At 70.2% G+C, this 18,245-nt stretch carries 22 protein-coding genes; 14 read left to right on the top strand and 8 right to left on the bottom strand.

Annotated features, from left to right (window positions below; translation table 11 throughout):
* The first annotated feature begins 178 nt into the window (after positions 1 to 178).
* Positions 179 to 1,126 carry a hypothetical protein gene (locus AB0E78_RS14850; protein ID WP_361832107.1) on the top strand — a complete coding sequence of 316 codons (948 nt, stop codon included), beginning with the start codon at positions 179 to 181 and terminating at the stop codon, positions 1,124 to 1,126.
* A gap of 233 nt (positions 1,127 to 1,359) precedes the next feature.
* On the opposite strand, the gene AB0E78_RS14845 is transcribed toward AB0E78_RS14850, so the two are convergent.
* Positions 1,360 to 2,034 carry a maleylpyruvate isomerase family mycothiol-dependent enzyme gene (locus AB0E78_RS14845; RefSeq protein ID WP_361832105.1) on the bottom strand — a complete coding sequence of 225 codons (675 nt, stop codon included), beginning with the start codon at positions 2,032 to 2,034 and terminating at the stop codon, positions 1,360 to 1,362.
* A gap of 111 nt (positions 2,035 to 2,145) precedes the next feature.
* Here AB0E78_RS14845 and AB0E78_RS14840 point away from each other — a divergent pair, with 111 nt between their 5' ends.
* The 3 genes from AB0E78_RS14840 to AB0E78_RS14830 all read left to right on the top strand — a co-directional run bounded on the left by AB0E78_RS14840 (position 2,146) and on the right by AB0E78_RS14830 (position 5,300).
* On the top strand, positions 2,146 to 2,805 hold the full coding sequence (locus AB0E78_RS14840; RefSeq protein WP_361832103.1) for a hypothetical protein: 660 nt from the start codon (positions 2,146 to 2,148) through the stop codon (positions 2,803 to 2,805).
* Positions 2,806 to 2,825: 20 nt separating this feature from the next.
* Positions 2,826 to 3,899 (top strand): GNAT family N-acetyltransferase, encoded by a 1,074-nt coding sequence (locus tag AB0E78_RS14835; RefSeq protein WP_361832101.1) that lies wholly within the window; start codon positions 2,826 to 2,828, stop codon positions 3,897 to 3,899.
* Between the two features lie 156 nt (positions 3,900 to 4,055).
* Positions 4,056 to 5,300, top strand: coding sequence for a Cmx/CmrA family chloramphenicol efflux MFS transporter (locus tag AB0E78_RS14830; RefSeq protein WP_361832099.1), 1,245 nt, complete (start codon positions 4,056 to 4,058; stop codon positions 5,298 to 5,300).
* On the opposite strand, the gene AB0E78_RS14825 is transcribed toward AB0E78_RS14830, so the two are convergent.
* From AB0E78_RS14825 to AB0E78_RS14815, 3 genes are read right to left on the bottom strand one after another with little or no spacing between them, the layout of a single operon-like run.
* Positions 5,283 to 5,591, bottom strand: coding sequence for an NIPSNAP family protein (locus AB0E78_RS14825; protein ID WP_361832097.1), 309 nt, complete (start codon positions 5,589 to 5,591; stop codon positions 5,283 to 5,285). The two genes, AB0E78_RS14830 and AB0E78_RS14825, sit on opposite strands and share 18 nt — an antisense overlap.
* A gap of 32 nt (positions 5,592 to 5,623) precedes the next feature.
* Positions 5,624 to 5,890 carry a DUF4031 domain-containing protein gene (locus AB0E78_RS14820; RefSeq protein ID WP_361832095.1) on the bottom strand — a complete coding sequence of 89 codons (267 nt, stop codon included), beginning with the start codon at positions 5,888 to 5,890 and terminating at the stop codon, positions 5,624 to 5,626.
* Positions 5,887 to 6,243, bottom strand: coding sequence for a hypothetical protein (locus AB0E78_RS14815; RefSeq protein WP_361832093.1), 357 nt, complete (start codon positions 6,241 to 6,243; stop codon positions 5,887 to 5,889). Before AB0E78_RS14815 ends, AB0E78_RS14820 begins: the two co-directional genes overlap by 4 nt.
* Before the next feature lie 132 nt (positions 6,244 to 6,375).
* Here AB0E78_RS14815 and AB0E78_RS14810 point away from each other — a divergent pair, with 132 nt between their 5' ends.
* From AB0E78_RS14810 to AB0E78_RS14795, 4 genes are all read left to right on the top strand, one after another.
* Complete coding sequence (locus tag AB0E78_RS14810; protein WP_361832091.1) at positions 6,376 to 7,299, top strand: MurR/RpiR family transcriptional regulator; 924 nt, start codon at positions 6,376 to 6,378, stop codon at positions 7,297 to 7,299.
* Positions 7,300 to 7,425: 126 nt separating this feature from the next.
* On the top strand, positions 7,426 to 8,427 hold the full coding sequence (gene murQ / locus AB0E78_RS14805; RefSeq protein ID WP_361832089.1) for an N-acetylmuramic acid 6-phosphate etherase: 1,002 nt from the start codon (positions 7,426 to 7,428) through the stop codon (positions 8,425 to 8,427).
* 62 nt (positions 8,428 to 8,489) lie between these two features.
* A complete protein-coding gene (locus AB0E78_RS14800) occupies positions 8,490 to 10,016 on the top strand; it encodes a PTS transporter subunit EIIC (protein ID WP_361832087.1) in 1,527 nt (508 codons plus the stop codon).
* 247 nt (positions 10,017 to 10,263) lie between these two features.
* Positions 10,264 to 11,022, top strand: a complete 759-nt coding sequence (locus tag AB0E78_RS14795; RefSeq protein ID WP_361832085.1) for a polysaccharide deacetylase family protein — start codon at positions 10,264 to 10,266, stop codon at positions 11,020 to 11,022.
* 33 nt (positions 11,023 to 11,055) lie between these two features.
* Here AB0E78_RS14795 and AB0E78_RS14790 read toward each other — a convergent pair whose 3' ends face one another.
* Complete coding sequence (locus AB0E78_RS14790; protein ID WP_361832083.1) at positions 11,056 to 11,280, bottom strand: hypothetical protein; 225 nt, start codon at positions 11,278 to 11,280, stop codon at positions 11,056 to 11,058.
* Complete coding sequence (locus AB0E78_RS14785; RefSeq protein ID WP_361832081.1) at positions 11,277 to 11,492, bottom strand: hypothetical protein; 216 nt, start codon at positions 11,490 to 11,492, stop codon at positions 11,277 to 11,279. The genes AB0E78_RS14790 and AB0E78_RS14785 overlap by 4 nt, the downstream gene beginning before the upstream one ends.
* Before the next feature lie 114 nt (positions 11,493 to 11,606).
* On the opposite strand from AB0E78_RS14785, the gene AB0E78_RS14780 reads away from it, so the two are divergent.
* From AB0E78_RS14780 to AB0E78_RS14755, 6 genes are all read left to right on the top strand, one after another.
* Positions 11,607 to 12,449: a helix-turn-helix transcriptional regulator gene (locus tag AB0E78_RS14780; protein WP_361832079.1), complete on the top strand. Its 843-nt coding sequence runs from the start codon at positions 11,607 to 11,609 to the stop codon at positions 12,447 to 12,449.
* Entirely contained in the window at positions 12,430 to 12,702 is a 273-nt protein-coding gene (locus tag AB0E78_RS14775; RefSeq protein ID WP_361832077.1) for a DUF397 domain-containing protein, read from the top strand. The genes AB0E78_RS14780 and AB0E78_RS14775 overlap by 20 nt, the downstream gene beginning before the upstream one ends.
* A gap of 280 nt (positions 12,703 to 12,982) precedes the next feature.
* Entirely contained in the window at positions 12,983 to 13,792 is an 810-nt protein-coding gene (locus AB0E78_RS14770; RefSeq protein WP_361832075.1) for a hypothetical protein, read from the top strand.
* Positions 13,793 to 13,868: 76 nt separating this feature from the next.
* Positions 13,869 to 14,120 (top strand): type II toxin-antitoxin system prevent-host-death family antitoxin, encoded by a 252-nt coding sequence (locus tag AB0E78_RS14765; protein ID WP_361832073.1) that lies wholly within the window; start codon positions 13,869 to 13,871, stop codon positions 14,118 to 14,120.
* Complete coding sequence (locus AB0E78_RS14760; RefSeq protein WP_361832071.1) at positions 14,117 to 14,377, top strand: Txe/YoeB family addiction module toxin; 261 nt, start codon at positions 14,117 to 14,119, stop codon at positions 14,375 to 14,377. The genes AB0E78_RS14765 and AB0E78_RS14760 overlap by 4 nt, the downstream gene beginning before the upstream one ends.
* Before the next feature lie 313 nt (positions 14,378 to 14,690).
* Positions 14,691 to 15,944 carry a hypothetical protein gene (locus tag AB0E78_RS14755; RefSeq protein WP_361832069.1) on the top strand — a complete coding sequence of 418 codons (1,254 nt, stop codon included), beginning with the start codon at positions 14,691 to 14,693 and terminating at the stop codon, positions 15,942 to 15,944.
* 112 nt (positions 15,945 to 16,056) lie between these two features.
* Here the strand turns inward: AB0E78_RS14755 and groL are convergent, their stop codons facing one another.
* Positions 16,057 to 17,682, bottom strand: coding sequence for a chaperonin GroEL (gene groL / locus AB0E78_RS14750; RefSeq protein ID WP_160505762.1), 1,626 nt, complete (start codon positions 17,680 to 17,682; stop codon positions 16,057 to 16,059).
* A gap of 301 nt (positions 17,683 to 17,983) precedes the next feature.
* Entirely contained in the window at positions 17,984 to 18,187 is a 204-nt protein-coding gene (locus AB0E78_RS14745) for a cold-shock protein (protein WP_005315736.1), read from the bottom strand.
* Between the last annotated feature and the right edge of the window lie 58 nt (positions 18,188 to 18,245).

The raw sequence follows: 18,245 nt of genomic DNA, 5'->3' as shown, positions 1-18,245 counted from the left end.
CTCACTCGGAGGTACCCGGGATGGGTACCGCTGACGTGATCCATATATACCCCTAGGGGGTATCGACCGCAAGAGCCGCCCCGCCTTGACTTAATACCCTAGGGGGGTATGGTCGGAATCATTGAGGAGCCGCCACCCGGCGCACGCCACCCACTCCATTCACCCCCCGGGAGCCGTCATGAACACCGGATTGAAGATCACCGCCTTCGCGGCAGCCGTCGCCGCGACGTTCGGCACCGCGTACGGGGTAGGCCGGGGTGTCGACCCCGTGACCGCGGAGAAGAAGCCGGCGAGCGAGCACGGCGGGCACGGGGGCGAGGGCGGGGCCGAGCAGGAGAACCCGACGGAGACGGCGCCACCCGGCGGGCTGCAGATCTCGGAGCGCGGCTACGCGCTCGCCCTGAAGACCCCCCGCATCGACGCCGAGAAGCGCGAGGAGCTGCGTTTCGCCGTGGTCAGGGACGGCAAGGGCAAGAACGTCACGGCGTACGAGATGCAGCACGGCAAGGAGCTGCACCTGATCGTCGCGTCACGCGACCTGACGACGTACCGCCACCTGCACCCGACGCGCGCGGCGGACGGCACGTGGTCGACGCCGGTCGAGCTGCCGCGGGCGGGCGGCTACCGCGTCTTCGCCGACTTCAAGCCCACGGGCGCGAAGGAGGGCCTGACGCTGGGGGCGGACCTCGCGGTGGCGGGGGAGCACGAGCCGAGGGCGCTGCCGGAGCCGAACAGGAAGGCGTCGGTCGACGGCTACGAGGTGAGCCTCAAGGGCGAGCTGAAGCCGGGCAAGTCGAGTGCTCTGACCTTGGACGTGGAGAGGAACGGCCGGCCGGTGACCGACCTCCAGCCCTACCTCGGCTCGTACGGCCACCTGGTCGCCCTGCGCTCCGGTGACCTCGCCTACCTCCACGTGCATCCCACCGGTGAGCCCGGCGACGGCAGGACGAAGCCGGGTCCCGGGGTCTCCTTCGCGGCGACCGTGCCGAGCGAGGGGTCGTACCGCCTGTTCCTCGACTTCAAGCACGAGGGAAAGGTGCGAACGGCGGCATTCACCGTCCAGGCCGGCGCCACCGCCGGGGGCGGGGCCGAGGCCGGGGAACCCCCCGAGTCCCACGCGCACTGAGGGGGACGGGACGCTGCGAACTCTCCTGCGGGCGCGTGGTGGCTGGTCGCGCAGTTCCCCGCGCCCCTAAAGGGGCAACCCCAAGCACCCCCGCAAGGGACGCGAGGAACGCCGGCGTCCCGTAAGGGGCGCGAGGAACGGCGCGAGCAACCACAACGCACCCGCAGACGTACCCAGCCCCCGGACAGCCCCACCCCGCAAAAAGCGAGACCCCCGGTAGGGAAACGGAACCCTCAGGTAAAGATCGGCAGCTCCGCCTCCCGCACCCCCGCCAACTCATAGCGGGTCCCCGCCAGGGGCCGCCCCGTATACAGCCGAATCAGAGTCGCCGCATCGCCGATGTACCGGCCCGGAGGACGGGACCCATCACTCGCCCCCAGGACAAGCGGCTCATCCAGCCCCTCCACATCCGCATGCAGCGCCGGCGCCCCCGAGACCCTCCCGCTGTACTCCCCCAGCAGCACCAACGCGTCCCCCAGCCCCGCCCCGCCATACGCCCCCGGCAACCCCCACGCCTCCCGCACATCCCCCGCGTGCACCCACTCCCCCAGCGCCACCCCGTCAAGCCGCCCCTTCGCCTTCGTGATGAACGGCCCCGCCTCCGTCATCCCGCGCTCCAGCTCGTCCACCACACGGGAGTTGGACCAGTCGGCTCGCTCGGCGATGTCGCGATCGTTGGCCTCCGGGGAGTACACCCCCTCCTCGAAGCGGCTCTCGACCACCCGCATCAGCGCGGAACCGCAGTGGGCGAGCACATGCCGCACCGTCCACCCCGGACAACAGGTCCGCACACCGAACGCGGAATCGTCCGCGTCCCTCAACAGCGGTATGAGCAGGTCACGTTCGGTCAGCAGCAGCCGCCCCGGCCGCTCGGCGTCGTACGTCTCTTGGGTCCTCGTGGTCGTCATGTCGGCAGCCAACCGCGTCGTGCCGCGCATGGCAACGGGGCACGGCCAGGTGACACCCAGTGGCACCCAGGTGACACCCCACCCGGGTACCCCGGCGTTTAAGGTCACCCCATGCCCCATGACGACCCCAGGCCCAACCAGGACAAGGAACTCCGCGCCCGCTGGCACGCGACCCTGCTCCGTGCGAGCGAGGGAACGCCCGACCCCGCGCCCTACGCGGACAACCTGCTCGCGCGCTGGGCCGAGCCGCAGCGGAGGTATCACACCACCGCCCACCTCTCGGCGGTCCTCGACCACATCGACGTACTGGAGGAGCACGCCGACGACCCCGAGCTGGTGCGGCTCGCGGCGTGGTTCCACGACGCGGTGTACGCGCCGGACCGCTCCGAGAACGAGGAGCGCAGCGCCCGCCTCGCCGAACGCGCCCTCCAGGAGGCCGGTTTGGCGCCCGCCGCCACCGCGGAGGTGGCCCGTCTCGTACGGCTCACCGTCAGCCACGACCCCGCCGACGGCGACCACAACGGCGAGGCGCTGTGCGACGCCGACCTGGCGATCCTGGCCGCGGCCCCGGACGCCTACGCCGCGTACGCCGCCGCCGTCCGCGAGGAGTACTCCTTCGTGCCCGACGAGGACTTCCGCGCGGGCCGGGCCGCCGTGCTCCGGCAGCTCATCGCGCTGCCACGGCTGTTCCGCACGCCGTACGGAGCGGCCGAGTGGGAGGGTCCCGCGCGGGAGAACCTCGCGACGGAAATGGAGCTGCTGGGCCCCTGAGGCTCCCGTACGCTCGGCGCATGATGCCGATGGGCGGGGACCAGATCGAAGAAGCCGTGGCGTATGCGGCGAAGGTGTTGCGCGCGACGGTGGGGCTCGACTGGAGCGTCAAGGCGGGTGGCCTCGAATGGAGTTGCCTGGAGACGGCCGAGCACATCGCGTGCGATCTCGTCTCGTACGCGGGGCAGTTGACGGGCCGGGCGACCGACGGGTGGGTCCCCTTCGAGATCGCCTTCGACGAGGGCTCGGGTCCCGACGACGCGATCCGCGTCATCGAGTCGACCGGCGGCCTGCTCTCCGCGGTGGTGCGGACCACGCCGCCGGGGGTCCGGGCCTACCACCCGTATCCGCACGGCAGCGCGGACGCGGTGGGCTTCGCCGCGATGGGGGTCGCGGAAGTACTGCTCCACACGTACGACATCGCGCAGGCCCTCGGCGTGGACGCGGAGCCGCCCGCCGCGCTGTGCGAGGCCGTGCTCGCGTGGCTCTTCCCGCAGGTCCAGCCCGCGCGGACGTCCGCCGACCAGTGGGCGACGCTGCTCTGGGCCACGGGGCGCGGGACGCTGCCGGGGCGCCCCCGGCTCGACTCCTGGCGCTGGCACAACTCCCTCTCGATCCCCGCCGGACGGGTCGTTCTGCGGGAGGTACCCCCCGCGGCGGCGGCCGATCTCGCGGCGGGCGGCACCGGGGGTTTCACCTGGATCGAGGGCGGACCCTTCGAGGGGACGCGCAGGGCCGCGGAGATGGTGACGAAGGCGTACGCGTCCGGGGTGCACCGTCCCGAGTGGGGCATGTTCGCCCTGGTCCGGGCGGAGGACGAGGTCGCGGTCGGCGGCATGGGCTTCCACGGGCCGCCGGACGAGGAGGGTGTCGCGGAGGTCGGCTACGACCTGGCGGTCGCCGCGAGGGGCCAGGGCTACGCCTCAGAAGCCCTCGACGCCCTCTCCACCCTGGCCCTGTCCCGCCCCGGGGTCACGTCCCTGCTGGCAGTGATCGACCCCGAGAACACCCCATCGCAGGCGGTGGTCACCAGGGCGGGCTACGTCCGCATCTCGGACCGAGAAAACACCAGAGCCTACGCCCGCCGCCCCTAGCCCAGCCGTTCCCTCCAGGGAATGCCTGGTGCCACCCCAGCGTTCTCAACAGTTATGCCGATACCTGACCCAAAGGCCTCCCAGGCCCCAAAGGCCCCTGCCCCCGAGGCTCCCCAGGCCTCGGAGGCCTCCGAGGTCCCCCGGCCAGGGAAAAGCATGCCCGTAGCCGTTTACATCCTCGGTCTTGCCGTCTTCGCGCTCGGTACCAGTGAGTTCATGCTCTCGGGGCTCCTGCCCCCCATCGCGGACGACATGGACGTCTCCATCCCCCGCGCGGGCCTCCTCATCTCCGCCTTCGCCATCGGCATGGTCGTCGGTGCGCCGCTCCTCGCGGTGGCCACCCTGCGGCTGCCCCGCCGTACGACCCTCATCGCGCTCATCACCGTCTTCGGGCTCGGCCAGGTCGCCGGGGCCCTCGCGCCGACCTACGAGATCCTCTTCGCGTCCCGCGTCGTCAGCGCGTTCGCCTGCGCCGGGTTCTGGGCGGTCGGCGCCGCCGTCGCCATCGCGATGGTCCCGGTGAACCAGCGTGCCCGCGCCATGGCCGTGATGATCGGCGGCCTCTCCATAGCGAACGTCCTCGGCGTCCCCGCCGGCGCCTTCCTCGGCGACAACTTCGGCTGGCGGTCCGCCTTCTGGGCGGTCGGCGCCGCCTCCGCGATCGCCCTCGTCGGCGTACTGACCCTCATCCCCCGCATCCCGCTCCCCGCCGAGAAGCCTCGCCTCAAGCAAGAGCTCGCCATCTACCGCGACCGGCAGGTCTGGCTCTCCATCGCCATCACCGCGCTCGCCGCGGGCGGCGTCTTCTGCGCCTTCTCCTACCTCTCCCCGCTCCTCACCGACGTCGCCGGCCTCGACAAGGGCTGGGTCCCGACCGTCCTCGGCCTCTTCGGGGCGGGCGCACTCCTCGGCACGGCGATCGGCGGCCGCTTCGCCGACGCCCACCTCTTCGGCGTCATGCTGAGCGGCGCCGCGGCCTCGACGGTCTTCCTCGTGGCCCTCGCGCTCTTCTCCGGTACGGCGGCCGTGGCGATCGCCCTGTCCTTCCTCCTCGGCGTCTCCGCCTTCTACACCGCCCCGGCCCTCAACGCCCGTATGTTCAACGTCGCCGGAGCCGCCCCCACCCTCGCGGGAGCGACCACGACAGCCGCGTTCAACCTCGGCAACACGGGCGGCCCCTGGCTCGGCGGCACGGTGATCGACCTCGACCTCGGGTACGCCTCCACCGCCTGGGCGGGCGCCGCCATGACGGCGGTGGCCATCGCCGCCGTCACGGTGTCACTGCGCCTGCACCGCAAAACCCCGAGCCGCGTCGTCACGGCCTCCGGACCCGAAGCCGCCGGACCCGGAACCTCCACGCCCGAAGCCGCCCGCCAGGCACCCTCACTCCAGGGGCCGTAGGAACCTGCGCTCGTAACGCCGGATGCACCCCGTCCGGCGCGCCAGCTCAATCGCTTCCTGGCACTCGGGGTCCGTCGCGCTGTCGATGCGGTACTGCTCGTACGCGGCGAGGCTCGGGAAGGAGAAGAGGGCGTACGCGATGTCGCTGTCGCCCTCGCTGGGCAGGAAGTAGCCGTGATGGTCGCCGCCGAAGCGGTTGACCAGGCCGACCCAGCGGCGCCCGTACTCCTCGAAGTCGGCGACGCGGTCGGGGTCGGGATCGATCTCGTACTTCAGGTGAACGGTGATCATGGCGGCACCTTAGACACTCACCGCGTACCGCGTTACGCAGGCCGCCCCTTGGGCCTCCGCAACCCCGCATCCGTAAGCCTGCGCACCAGCTCCTTGGAGCCGATCTCGACCGCGCCCGCACGCACCGCGTCCTCGTAGCGGTGCGAGGGCAGGTCGTAGTGGTCGCGCTCGAACGCGCGCCTGGGGGCGCCGATGCCCGCCGCGAACGCGTGCAGTTCCTCGTACGAGATGTCGCTGACCAGGTGCGACCACAGGTGGCCGTGCCCCGGCCACGTCGGCGGGTCTATGTAGACCGTCACGTCAGGCCGCCCACCGGGGCCACGACCACGCCCGCCTTGCCGCACACCCAGTGCGGGTCGGGGCCCAACTCCGGTTCCACGTCCAGGGCATGCGGGTCGCCCGAGCCGCAGACCGGGCAGACCGGCCAGCGGCCGTACCGCTCCAGGAGCGCGTCCTGGACGTCCTGGGCGACGAGCCCCGCCACGTACTCGACGCCCTCGGGCCACTGCTCGACCCACCAGCGGCGGTGCGCCACCGACTCCTCGACCAGCGAGACGACCTCGGCCTGGGCGACCTCGCGGGCCACCAGGTCGGCGAGGACAAGTGCACGAGCGGCGTGCAGCGCCTGCTCCAGAGGGTCGATCGCGTCCATGCAGCCATTGTCCACCCCACGCGCAACCCGCCGGGCAACCCGCCGGGCAACCCAAGATCCACCGCCCCCGGAACCTCAACCCGGGACCAAAGGGGTCTTGACCCGTCCGCCCTCCGAAAATATCTTTCAAGCGTGACCAATGACGTGAAGGAAATTTTCGCGGGCGCCGCGCCCCCCGCCCCAGCGGCCCTCGCGGCCAAGGTGCGGACCCTCGCGCCGTCCATGACCCGCTCCATGCAGCTGGTCGCCGAAGCCGTCGCCGGCGACCCGGCGGGCTGTGCGGCCCTCACGGTCACCGGCCTCGCCGAGCTCACCGGCACCAGCGAGGCCACGGTGGTCCGCACCGCCCGTCTCCTCGGCTACCCCGGCTACCGCGACCTGCGGCTCGCCCTTGCCGGACTCGCCGCCCAGCAGCAGTCCGGCCGCGCGCCCGCCGTCACCGCCGACATCGCCGTCGACGACCCGATCGCGGACGTCGTGGCAAAGCTGGCGTACGACGAGCAGCAGACCCTGGCCGACACCGCGGGCGGCCTCGACACCGTCCAGCTCGGCGCCGCCGTCGCCGCCCTCGCCGTCGCGCCCCGCACCGAGATCTACGGCGTCGCCGCCTCCGGTCTCGTCGCCCAGGACCTCGCGCAGAAGCTGCTGCGCATCGGCCACATCGCCCATGCGCACTCCGACCCGCACCTGGCCGTCACGAACGCCGTCACCCTGCACTCCAAGGACGTGGCGATCGCGATCACGCACTCCGGATCGACCGGTGACGTCATAGAGCCGCTGCGGGTCGCCTTCGAGCGCGGGGCCACGACCATCGCGATCACCGGACGGCCCGGCAGTCCCGTCTCGCAGTACGCGGATCACATCCTGACCACCTCCACCGCACGCGAGAGCGAGCTCAGGCCCGCCGCGATGTCCTCCCGGACCAGCCAACTGCTCGTCGTGGACTGCCTGTTCGTGGGCGTCGCCCAGCGGACGTACGAGACGGCCGCCCCCCGACTCGCGGCCTCGTACGAAGCGCTCGCGCACCGCCACAGCCCGCGCGGCGGCAGCCGCTAGAACCCCGGCACCCCGGGCCCACCCCAGCACGCACCGCACGCACCGCACCCCGGGCCCACCCCGTGCCACCCCCGGACGCACAGCGCCACCCCCCACCCCCCGCCGCACACGAAAGAGCCGCACCTCATGACCTCCACCACCGACGCCGACGCCACCCCCTCGCCCGCCCCCGGTGGCGGCGAGACGTACGGCGAACTCCGCGCCCAGCTGGACACGCTCACCACGGAGGCGTTCCGGCCCGAGCTCTCCGAGATCGACCGGCAGCCCACGCTGGAGATCGCGAAGATCATGAACGGCGAGGACGCCACCGTGCCCGCGGCCGTCGCCGAGCAGCTCCCGGCCATCGCCGCCGCCATCGACGGCACCGCAGAGCGCATGGCCCGCGGCGGACGGCTCATCTACGCGGGCGCGGGCACCGCCGGGCGCCTCGGGGTGCTCGACGCCTCCGAGTGCCCGCCCACCTTCAACACCGACCCGGCCGAGGTCGTCGGCCTCATCGCGGGCGGCCCGAGCGCCATGGTCACGGCGGTCGAGGGCGCGGAGGACAGCAAGGAGCTGGCGGCCGAGGACCTGGACGGGCTCCGCCTCACCGCGGACGACGTGGTCGTCGGCGTCTCCGCGTCGGGCCGCACCCCGTACGCGATCGGCGCGGTCGAGCACGCGCGGGCCCGGTACGGCGCGCTGACCATCGGCCTGTCCTGCAACGCCGACAGCGGTCTCGCGGCAGCCGCCGACCACGGCATCGAGGTCGTCGTCGGCCCCGAACTCCTCACCGGCTCCACCCGGTTGAAGGCGGGCACCGCCCAGAAGCTCGTCCTGAACATGCTGTCGACGATCACGATGATCCGGCTCGGCAAGACCTACGGAAACCTGATGGTGGACGTACGCGCGTCGAACGAGAAGCTGCGCGCCCGCTCGCGGCGGATCGTCTCCCTGGCCACCGGTGCCTCCGACGAGGAGATCGAGACGGCCCTCGCCGCCACCGACGGGGAGGTGAAGAACGCCATCCTCACCATCCTCGGCGGCGTCGACGGCCCCACGGCCGCCGACCTGCTCGTCGCCTCGGACGGGCACCTCAGGGCCGCCCTCGACACCGCGCGCACGAACCGCACCACAAGCACCACCTGACCCACCTCCCCCAGCCGCTGGAAGAACAGCGCCACCCGCACGCACAGCAAGGCACCCCGCACATGGCAACTGACAAGAACCGCGCCACAGCCGCCGCGATCCTCCCCCTCGTCGGCGGCGCCCAGAACGTCACGTCCATCGCCCACTGCATGACGCGCCTGCGTCTGAACCTCGCCGACCGCTCCCTCGTCGACGACGAGGCCCTGAAGGCGCTGCCCGCCGTGATGGGCCTCGTCGAGGACGACACGTACCAGATCGTGCTCGGCCCGGGGACGGTCGCCCGCGTCACCCCCGAGTTCGAGGCGCTGGTGGAGGAGGGCAGGACGGCGGCTCCGGCAGTGACCCCTGCGGCGGCCCCCGAACACGTCCTGACCGCCGAGGAGTTGGCAGATCAGGGAGCGGCGATCAGGGCGGCCCGCAAGGAGAAGAACGCCACCCCGTTCAAGCTCTTCCTGCGGCGCATCGCGAACATCTTCGTGCCGCTGATCCCGGCCCTCATCGGCTGCGGCATCATCGCGGGCATCAACGGCCTCCTGATCAACCTGGAGTGGCTGCCGGGCATCACCCCGGCGCTCGCGGCGATCGCCTCCGGGTTCATGGCGCTGATCGCGGTGTTCGTGGGCTTCAACACGGCGAAGGAGTTCGGCGGTACGCCGATCCTGGGCGGCGCGGTCGCGGCGATCATCGTCTTCCCTGGCGTCGCGAACATCGAGGCGTTCGGTCAGAAGCTGTCTCCCGGCCAGGGCGGCGTGCTGGGCGCCCTCGGCGCCGCGGTCCTCGCCACGTACATCGAGAAGTGGTGCCGGAAGTGGGTTCCGGAGGCCCTGGACGTCCTGGTCACCCCGACTCTCACCGTCCTCGTCTCCGGTCTGGTCACGATCTTCGGCCTGATGTTCCTGGCGGGCGAGGTCTCCACGGGCATCGGCACGGCGGCGAACTGGCTCCTGGACAACACCGGCGCCTTCGCGGGCCTGGTCCTCGGCGGTCTCTTCCTGCCCCTCGTGATGCTGGGCCTGCACCAGGCCCTGATCCCCATCCACACCACGCTCATCGAGCAGCAGGGCTTCACCGTCCTGCTCCCCATCCTCGCGATGGCGGGAGCGGGTCAGGTCGGCTGCGCGATCGCGGTCTACAAGCGCCTGAAGAACAACACCTCGATCCGTACGACGATCAAGTCGGCGCTCCCGGCAGGCTTCCTGGGAGTCGGCGAACCCCTCATCTACGGCGTCTCGCTCCCCCTCGGCCGCCCCTTCGTCACGGCGTGCGTGGGCGGCGCGGCGGGCGGCGCGTTCATCGGGTTCTTCTCGATGATCGGCGAGAAGGTCGGCTCCACGGCGATCGGCCCGTCGGGCTGGGCCCTGTTTCCCCTCCTCGACGGCAACAAGGGCCTGGGCCTCACCATCGCGATCTACGGCGGCGGCCTGCTGGTCGGCTATGTGGTGGGATTCGTCGCGACGTACTTCTTCGGCTTCAGCAAGCAGATGCTGACGGAACTGAACGTCGACACGACGGCCCATGAGCAGGTCGTCGCGGGCTCCCCCGCCCCGACCACGTCCGAGGGCCCGGCCAAGTCGCCGGCCGCGGTCTAGCCGGGAAAATCGGCGGTATCGACGGTCGCCGCGAACGGATCCGGCAGCTTGAGGCTCTCCCCGAACGGCACCCGCTCGCCCTGACTTTGGACGCCGCTCGCGGCGCGTTGTCCGTGAACGCCCCCGGAATTGTCCGTGATCCGTAACGGACTCAACCCCGGTGCATCCCCTGCCCCGTTTTCCTCGTCATGCCAGGTGGCCGCGCGGGACCGGGGCGCGGTGAGGGACGGGACGCAAAGGGGCGGACATGGCACGGCACAGCGGCGGGCGTGGCTGGTACGGCAAGATGATCGGGGCGGCGCTCGGGGTGACGATGCTCGCCACCGGTGCGGGCGTGTGGAGCGCACAGGCCGGCACCTCGCACGACGCACCGGCAGCCAAGAAGCCGAGCGCCGTCAAGCCCGTCGCGGCGACCATCGCGCACTCCTCGGAGAAGGGGAAGCGCGGCGTCAACCTCACCATCGACGACGGCCCCGACCCCGTCTGGACCCCTCAAGTACTCGCCGTGCTCAAGGAGTACGACGTCAAGGCCACGTTCTGCATGGTCGGCACGCAGGCCGAGGCCCACCCGGACATGGTGAAGAAGGTCGTCGCCGCCGGGCACCGCCTGTGCGACCACTCCGTCTCGCACAACACCGCCATGGACAAGGACACCAACACCTACCAGTCGAAGCAGATAGTCGACGCCGAACGCATGATCACCAAGGCGTCCGGGGGCGTACGGCCGATGTACTACCGCGCCCCCGGCGGGGCGTTCACCCCCTACAGCCGCAAGCTCGCCGCTTCCCACGGCATGCGCCCGCTGGGCTGGAACGTGGACACCAAGGACTTCGAGCATCCGGGCACGGACGCCATCGTCGCCACGGTCCAGCGAGAACTGCCCAACGGGCCGACCCTCCTCTTCCACGACGCCGGCGGCGACCGCACCCAGACCGTCGAGTCCCTGCGCCGCCTCATCCCCCAGCTCAAGCAGCAGGGTTACGAGTTCGGCTTCCCGGTCCGCTGATCCCTGCCTCCGCCCCCGTCCCCGTTCCCGCGTTCACGGCAGCCGCCGCTCCCGGTTGAGCCGCCTCACCTTCTCCCGCAGCACTTCGCCCGGCGGGGCCTGCCCGAGGGACTCCGGCGGGCAGTCCCACTCCCGGCCCCCGCCGAGCGGCCTGAGATGGACGAGCCCGCCCTCGCACCCCATCACCTGCCCGACGCTGCCGTCCCGGTAGTCGACGGCGTACGTCCCCGCCTCCGGCACATCCGGGTCGCCGTTCACCTCGCCCCACTCTCAAGAACGGCGGCCAGCCGCAGCGCCGTGTCGAGGTTGCAGCGCCCCAACTCCACCAGCGGCAGGGCCCCTTCCGCCGCCGCCGTCAGCGGGTCCATCCGCAGCGACGGCAGCGTGACGCCGACTTCTTCGAGCCCCGATCTCAACTGCCGCACGGCCTCCTCCGCCGCCCGCACCCGTTCCTCCGCCGTCAGCGCCATGACCTCCGCCTTTCACACTGGGTATTGCGTTTCATCACCCAGCGTGTCCGGTGCTGCGTACCCTGAGAAGCAACCACGTCCCAACAAACGGCCTTGTTGGATGAGGAGTTGCCCGTGACGCGCCCCAAGGACCTCGACCCCTCCTCGAACCCCCGCGCCCTCCTCGGCTGCGAGCTGCGCCACGCCCGCGAACGGAAGGGGATCAGCCAGGAGGCCCTCGGCGCGCCCCTGTTCGTCAGCGGCTCCTTCATCGGCCAGCTGGAGGCCGGTACGCGCCGGATGCACCTGGAGTACGCCCAGCACTTCGACGAGGTCCTCGATACGGGGGGCTTCTTCGCCCGCAACTGCAAGGCGGTCGCCAAGTCGAAGTACCCGGATCACTTCGCTGAGGCGGCGGAGGCTGAGGCGGTTGCGACGGCCATCAAGCAGTACGCGACCTTGCTGATCCCGGGGCTGCTGCAGACGAAGGCGTACGCGACAGAGGTCTTCCGCGCCTACCACCCAACGGCAACGAACGACCTGATCGACGCCCAAGTAGAGGTGCGACTCGAACGCGCCAGTCTGCTCGACAACCCAACAACGCCGCTGTTGTGGGTGATTGTTGACGAGGCGGCCCTCAGGCGAGTGGTTGGCGGCGATGGAGTGATGGCGGAGGCCTTGCGCCACGTGGCGGGACTCGCTCGCAAGCACCGGATCATCGTGCAGGTACTGCCGTTCGAAGCAGGGGCACACGCTGCGATGGAGGGCCACCTGAAGCTGATGGAGTTCGAGGACGCACCTCCACTCACCTTCGTTGAAGGGCCGAACATGGGGAAGCTCCTCGACGACCCGGCCACTGTCGCCCGCCACACCCTGCTGCTCAACCTCCTTCAGGCTGCCGCCCTCTCCCCGAAGGAATCCCTGGCTCTGATCGAGTCGGTGGCGCAGGATTACGAGCATGGAGAACAGCACCCGTGAGTACGAGTACGACCTGAGCACGGCGGTCTGGCACAAGTCGAGCTACAGCGGCGGAAGCGGTGGCGACTGCCTGGAGGTCGCCCGCTGGCGTAAGTCCACGTACAGCGGCGCCAGCGGCGGCGACTGCCTCGAAGTGGCCGACGGGCACCCGCACCTCGTCCCCGTCCGCGACTCCAAGAACCCCACCGGCCCGAAGCTCGTGTTCCGGCCCACGGCCTGGTCCGCGTTCCTCGCGGATCTCAAGGCCAACTGACCCCGGGGCTCAAGCGACCAGCGCCGAGCCCTCTTTTCAAGGAACGGGAGGCGGGTCTCAACCCGCCCTCCCCCCCTTGGAGTTGGCGAACCCGATCACTTTCGGAAGGCGACTTGCCACGCAGCGTGACAACGCTCTAGCGTGCCCGAATAACGAACAACCCCCGCCCGGTGCTGGAACACCTGCGGGGGTCTGACCATCAAGATCGAAAGAGGCTCGATCCATGGCTGACGCCAAGCTTAGTGCTGCCTTCCGCCCCGCGCACGCAGACCCTCACCCCATGGCAAGTCCGGCCTACGGAAAACGTTCGGCACCCGAACAACTCCCCCGCACGAACCATGACTTCCGCCACCTCCCGCCCCGCGAGGCGGCCATCGCAGCCATCCTCGACCGGCTCCCCGACGGCGCGGACATCTCCGTAAAGACCCTGGCCAAGCACCTTCCGTACGGCCAGTGCGCCCTCCGTACCGCCCTCAACAGGATTCAGGCGGCAGGGCACTTGCGTCGCGGCAAGGAACACGTACACGGATCAGGCACCGCCCGCTGGGTCACTCGAACGTGGTTCTCCCGGACCGCACGGGACGACGCGTGGTGGGCGGCCTTCACGCGTGGCGACGTGCCGGAACCGGACTCGGAGAGACCCCGACATCCCACCCGCAGCCGCGCGTTCATCCTCCTCGCGGCTCTCGGCCGCACGGCTCCCGCCCTGTCCCTCTCGTACGCGGACTGCGTCGCCCTGGAACCCCAGGTCACCGAGTGGTTCACGCGCGGCGCCACGGAGCCGGACGTACTCCGCGCCCTGACCGCAGGGCTCCCCACCCCCGTCCACAGCCCGGCGGCCCTCATCCGCAACCGCCTCACGACGAAGCTCCCGCCGGAACCAGTCCCCCGCCCCGCCCTCCGTGTCCTGGAGTGCGGCAGATGCGGGACACCCGGCCGCCCCGAAGCCCTCCCCGGCGGCCTGTGCGGCCCGTGCCGGGGCGAACCCGCCCCACGCCGCGAGGCGCTCCTGCCACCCGCAACGGTCCACTCCCACGCGGCAGCGGCACGCGCCGCCGCCCGCAGCCCCCAGGAAAGGACACACGCATGAACCCATTTGCCCACCCAAGACCTGGGCCGTACAGTTTCCTGTACGTACAGGAAGCCGTACACCCCAGGAGGCCACGATGCGCACCATGACCTACACGGAGTCGCGAGCGAAGTACGCCGAGACGCTCAACGCGGTCACGGACGACCGCGAGGAAGTCATAGTGACCCGCGCGGGCCGGGAGCCGGTCGTCATCGTGGCGCTTGAGGAGTACGAGTCCCTGAAGGAGACGGCCTACCTGCTACGGAACCCAGAGAACGCCCGCCGCCTGCTGGCCTCCATCGACCGCTTGGAGAGCGGTGGCGGCGCAGTCAGGGAGCTCGCCGAATGAAGTTCGTCTGGGACGAGTCCCCCTGGCAGGACTACGTCTGGTGGCAGACGCAGGACCGCAGGGTTCTCAAGCGGATCAATACGCTCCTTCAGGACATCGCGCGCAACGGCAACGAGGGCATCGGCAAACCCGAGCCTCTGAAGCACGGTTTCCAGGGCTACTGGTCCCGCCGCATCACCGATGAGCACCGCCTCATCTACAAGCTCGTCGAGGACGAGATCCGCATCGCCTCCTGCCGGTACCACTACGAACGCTGACCCGCCGCACGATGGCGTGATGCCGGACCAGCCCCTCCCCGGGTCACCTTCGGGACATACTTCCCCGCCCCCAGCGGCCAGAAGCTGACCGAGTCGAGCATCCTCCCGGCCCACCCGTAACCGCCGCGCGCCCCCTCGCCCAGGCAGCGCGGCCCGCGCCCCCGTACCGCACAGGCGAAAGTGGCCAACTGCCCGTTGTCCGAAAGGCCCCCGTCCGCCCGGTGAATCACGGTTGCCGTCTTTCGGCGCCTACCGCGCGTATCGAGGATGGCACCTGCCGTCATCGAAGACGCACAACCGGAGGGGACCCTTCATGACCGAGTTCAACGAGCCGAACGAGCCCGACGAACAGCAGATCGCGGAGGCTCTCGGGGCCGCGGCCAACATCACGCTGGCGCCCGGCCCGAGGGAGGCCAGGGAAGCCCCCGCCGCCGCACCCGAGCCGGACCAGGAGTGGACGCTGCCGGAGGGCAGGGCCTGGGTGTATCTCGCGGACCCCGGGCGCGGGCTCACCAAGCCGGTGATCCTGGGCGACGGCTTCAACAGCGGGCCGAGCGACCTGGACTTCTCGTGGGAAATCCTTGAGCGGGGCCCGTACCCGTTCCTCACGGAGCTGCGGCAGCGCGGTTACGACGTCATCCTGCTCGGCTTCGACGAGCGCAGCGCCTCGATCCTGGACAACGCCAGGGCCGCACGGTCGGCGATCCAGGAGGCGATCGCGCGGCGCGTCGGCAACCACCCGCTGACCGTCGGCGGCTTCAGCATGGGTGGCCTGGTCACGCGGTACGCGCTCGCCAAGATGGAGCACGACAACGTCGACCACCAGACCGAGCTGTACTTCTCCTTCGACAGCCCGCACCGCGGCGCCTGGATCCCCATCGCGCTGCAGTCGTTCGCGCACTACATCCGGCGGCTCAACGCGGCCTTCTCGAACCAGATGAACAGCCCGGCGGCGCGCCAGCTCCTGTGGCAGCACATCTCCGAATGGGACGACTCCCCGGAGACCGACAAGGAGCGCATCGAGTTCCTCGCCGAGCTGGAGCGGGTGGGCGGCTGGCCCAGGCGCCCGAAGAAGATCGGCGTCGCCAACGGCGTGCGCACCGGCGTGGCCAACGGCATCGACCCCGGCGTACGGGCGTTCCACGGCAAGGGCCTCGGCATCACCGGCACCCACCTCTACACGCAGCCCGCGGGCGAGGAGAAGCTCGTCGCCCAGCTCCGCGTGGTGACCCTGCGCAAGCCGCAGATCCGCACCTCGGGCATGCCCGAGATCGACGGTGCGCCCGGCGGCACCCTGGAGGGCTTCGGCATCCTCGCCGACGAGCTGAACAAGATCCCCGCGATCATCGGCCTCGGCTCGGAGGCGGAGACCCGCGAGCACTGCTTCGTCCCCTCGGTGAGCGCGGTCGCCCTGCGCGACATCGACACCCACGAGAAGCTGCACGACCCGTTCCCGGAGGACTCCGGGGACAGCGAGCTCGACGAGTACCTCTGCGCCTCCCACAACGAGGGCCACACCCTGGTCACGGAAGAACTCTGCACCTGGATCATGGACCGTCTTTCGTAAGCCGCACGCCCCGTACGCACCGGGAAACGCCCGAGGGCGGCACCCCTTCGTGAGAAGGAGTGCCGCCCTCGGTTCGCGTGTAGCGATGAACCGCTGATCAGCCGGAGGCGGATCAGAAGTCCATGTCACCGCCCGGCATGCCGCCGCCGGCCGGGGCAGCGCCCGCCTTCTCCGGCTTGTCGGCGATGACGGCCTCGGTGGTGAGGAACAGCGCGGCGATGGACGCGGCGTTCTGCAGGGCAGAGCGCGTGACCTTCGCCGGGTCGAGGATGCCCTCGGCGATCATGTCGACGTACTCACCGGTCGCGGCGTTCAGGCCGTGACCGATGGGCAGGTTGCGCACCTTCTCGACGATGACGCCACCCTCAAGGCCGGCGTTGACGGCGATCTGCTTCAGCGGGGCCTCAAGGGCCAGCTTCACAGCGGCGGCACCGGTGGCCTCGTCACCTTCGAGCTCAAGCTTCTCGAAGACAGCGGCGGCCTGGATGAGGGCCACGCCACCACCGGCGACGATGCCCTCTTCGACGGCGGCCTTCGCGTTGCGAACGGCGTCCTCGATGCGGTGCTTGCGCTCCTTGAGCTCCACCTCGGTCGCGGCACCGGCCTTGATGACCGCAACACCGCCGGCGAGCTTCGCCAGGCGCTCCTGCAGCTTCTCGCGGTCGTAGTCGCTGTCCGAGTTCTCGATCTCGGCGCGGATCTGGTTGACGCGACCCTGGACCTGGTCGCTCTCACCGGAGCCGTCGACGATCGTGGTCTCGTCCTTGGTGATGACGACCTTGCGGGCGCGGCCGAGCAGGTCGAGACCGGCGTTCTCCAGCTTGAGGCCGACCTCCTCGGAGATGACGGTGCCACCGGTGAGGATGGCGATGTCGCCGAGCATGGCCTTGCGGCGGTCACCGAAGCCCGGGGCCTTGACGGCAACGGACTTGAAGGTGCCACGGATCTTGTTGACGACCAGGGTCGACAGGGCCTCGCCCTCGACGTCCTCGGCGATGATCAGCAGCGGCTTGCCGGACTGCATGACCTTCTCGAGGAGCGGAAGGAGGTCCTTCACGTTCGAGATCTTCGAGTTCACGATCAGGATGTACGGGTCGTCGAGCGACGCCTCCATACGCTCCATGTCCGTGGCGAAGTACGCCGAGATGTAGCCCTTGTCGAAGCGCATGCCCTCGGTGAGCTCAAGCTCAAGACCGAAGGTCTGCGACTCCTCGACGGTGATGACGCCTTCCTTGCCGACCTTGTCCATCGCCTCGGCGATGAGCTCGCCGATCTGGGTGTCGGCGGCGGAGATGGAGGCCGTAGAAGCGATCTGCTCCTTGGTCTCCACGTCCTTGGCCTGCTCAAGGAGGGCACCCGAGACGGCCTCGACGGCCTTCTCGATGCCACGCTTGAGGGCCATGGGGTTGGCACCGGCGGCTACGTTGCGAAGGCCCTCGCGGACCAGCGCCTGCGCCAGGACGGTCGCGGTCGTCGTGCCGTCACCGGCGACGTCGTCCGTCTTCTTCGCGACCTCCTTGACCAGCTCGGCGCCGATCTTCTCGTACGGGTCCTCGAGCTCGATCTCCTTGGCGATGGAAACACCATCGTTGGTGATCGTGGGGGCACCCCACTTCTTCTCGAGGACGACGTTGCGACCCTTGGGGCCCAGGGTCACCTTGACGGCGTCGGCGAGCTGGTTCATGCCGCGCTCGAGGCCGCGCCGTGCCTCCTCGTCGAACGCGATGATCTTGGCCATGTGAAGTGGTCCTCCCGGACAGGGGTGGCATGCTTCCGGATCGCGCCAGCGCCCGCGACGGACGGCCTGCAAGCCTTGTGGTTCCTTGCCCCACCCGGCCTGCGGGCCTCACCGACCCGATCCAAGTTCTGTCACTCTCACTCGGAGAGTGCTAAGCCCAATGATTAGCACTCGACCCCTACGAGTGCAAGCGCCTCTCGCGGATCCCAGACGTACGAGGGGCGCACGCACGAGGGGCCCGTACCCCTGTCGGGTACGGGCCCCTCGTGACTCTCTAAGTCACTGGCCGATCGCGCCGAGATCAGACGGCGAGCTTGACCATGTCCGCCTGCGGACCCTTCTGGCCCTGCGAGATCTCGAACTCCACTCGCTGACCTTCTTCAAGGGTGCGGTAGCCGTCCATCTGAATCGCGCTGTAGTGGACGAAAACATCCGCACCACCGTCGACCGCGATGAAGCCGTACCCCTTCTCCGCGTTGAACCACTTGACGGTGCCCTGAGCCATGCCTAACTCCCCTATTACTGGCCCTTGCACGGACCCGCACTTCGCGGACCCGGGTCAG

This window comes from Streptomyces sp. NPDC032198, assembly GCF_040636975.1.
GTDB lineage: Bacteria > Actinomycetota > Actinomycetes > Streptomycetales > Streptomycetaceae > Streptomyces.
Note: the sequence above shows the minus strand (reverse complement) of the source record. Positions and strands in the feature narration are given on the sequence as shown.

Bases quoted from the DNA above. Each gene is read 5' to 3' on its own strand.
- AB0E78_RS14840 (WP_361832103.1), top strand. From the start codon at position 2,146: ATGCCCCATGACGACCCCAGGCCCAACCAGGACAAGGAACTCCGCGCC.
- AB0E78_RS14770 (WP_361832075.1), top strand. From the start codon at position 12,983: ATGGCAAGTCCGGCCTACGGAAAACGTTCGGCACCCGAACAACTCCCC.
- AB0E78_RS14760 (WP_361832071.1), top strand. From the start codon at position 14,117: ATGAAGTTCGTCTGGGACGAGTCCCCCTGGCAGGACTACGTCTGGTGG.
- AB0E78_RS14745 (WP_005315736.1), bottom strand. From the start codon at position 18,187: ATGGCTCAGGGCACCGTCAAGTGGTTCAACGCGGAGAAGGGGTACGGC.
- AB0E78_RS14845 (WP_361832105.1), bottom strand. From the start codon at position 2,034: ATGACGACCACGAGGACCCAAGAGACGTACGACGCCGAGCGGCCGGGG.
- AB0E78_RS14825 (WP_361832097.1), bottom strand. From the start codon at position 5,591: ATGATCACCGTTCACCTGAAGTACGAGATCGATCCCGACCCCGACCGC.
- AB0E78_RS14785 (WP_361832081.1), bottom strand. From the start codon at position 11,492: ATGGCGCTGACGGCGGAGGAACGGGTGCGGGCGGCGGAGGAGGCCGTG.
- AB0E78_RS14795 (WP_361832085.1), top strand. From the start codon at position 10,264: ATGGCACGGCACAGCGGCGGGCGTGGCTGGTACGGCAAGATGATCGGG.
- AB0E78_RS14815 (WP_361832093.1), bottom strand. From the start codon at position 6,243: ATGGACGCGATCGACCCTCTGGAGCAGGCGCTGCACGCCGCTCGTGCA.
- murQ (WP_361832089.1), top strand. From the start codon at position 7,426: ATGACCTCCACCACCGACGCCGACGCCACCCCCTCGCCCGCCCCCGGT.
- AB0E78_RS14835 (WP_361832101.1), top strand. From the start codon at position 2,826: ATGATGCCGATGGGCGGGGACCAGATCGAAGAAGCCGTGGCGTATGCG.
- groL (WP_160505762.1), bottom strand. From the start codon at position 17,682: ATGGCCAAGATCATCGCGTTCGACGAGGAGGCACGGCGCGGCCTCGAG.
- AB0E78_RS14775 (WP_361832077.1), top strand. From the start codon at position 12,430: ATGGAGAACAGCACCCGTGAGTACGAGTACGACCTGAGCACGGCGGTC.
- AB0E78_RS14800 (WP_361832087.1), top strand. From the start codon at position 8,490: ATGGCAACTGACAAGAACCGCGCCACAGCCGCCGCGATCCTCCCCCTC.
- AB0E78_RS14755 (WP_361832069.1), top strand. From the start codon at position 14,691: ATGACCGAGTTCAACGAGCCGAACGAGCCCGACGAACAGCAGATCGCG.
- AB0E78_RS14850 (WP_361832107.1), top strand. From the start codon at position 179: ATGAACACCGGATTGAAGATCACCGCCTTCGCGGCAGCCGTCGCCGCG.
- AB0E78_RS14765 (WP_361832073.1), top strand. From the start codon at position 13,869: ATGCGCACCATGACCTACACGGAGTCGCGAGCGAAGTACGCCGAGACG.
- AB0E78_RS14830 (WP_361832099.1), top strand. From the start codon at position 4,056: ATGCCCGTAGCCGTTTACATCCTCGGTCTTGCCGTCTTCGCGCTCGGT.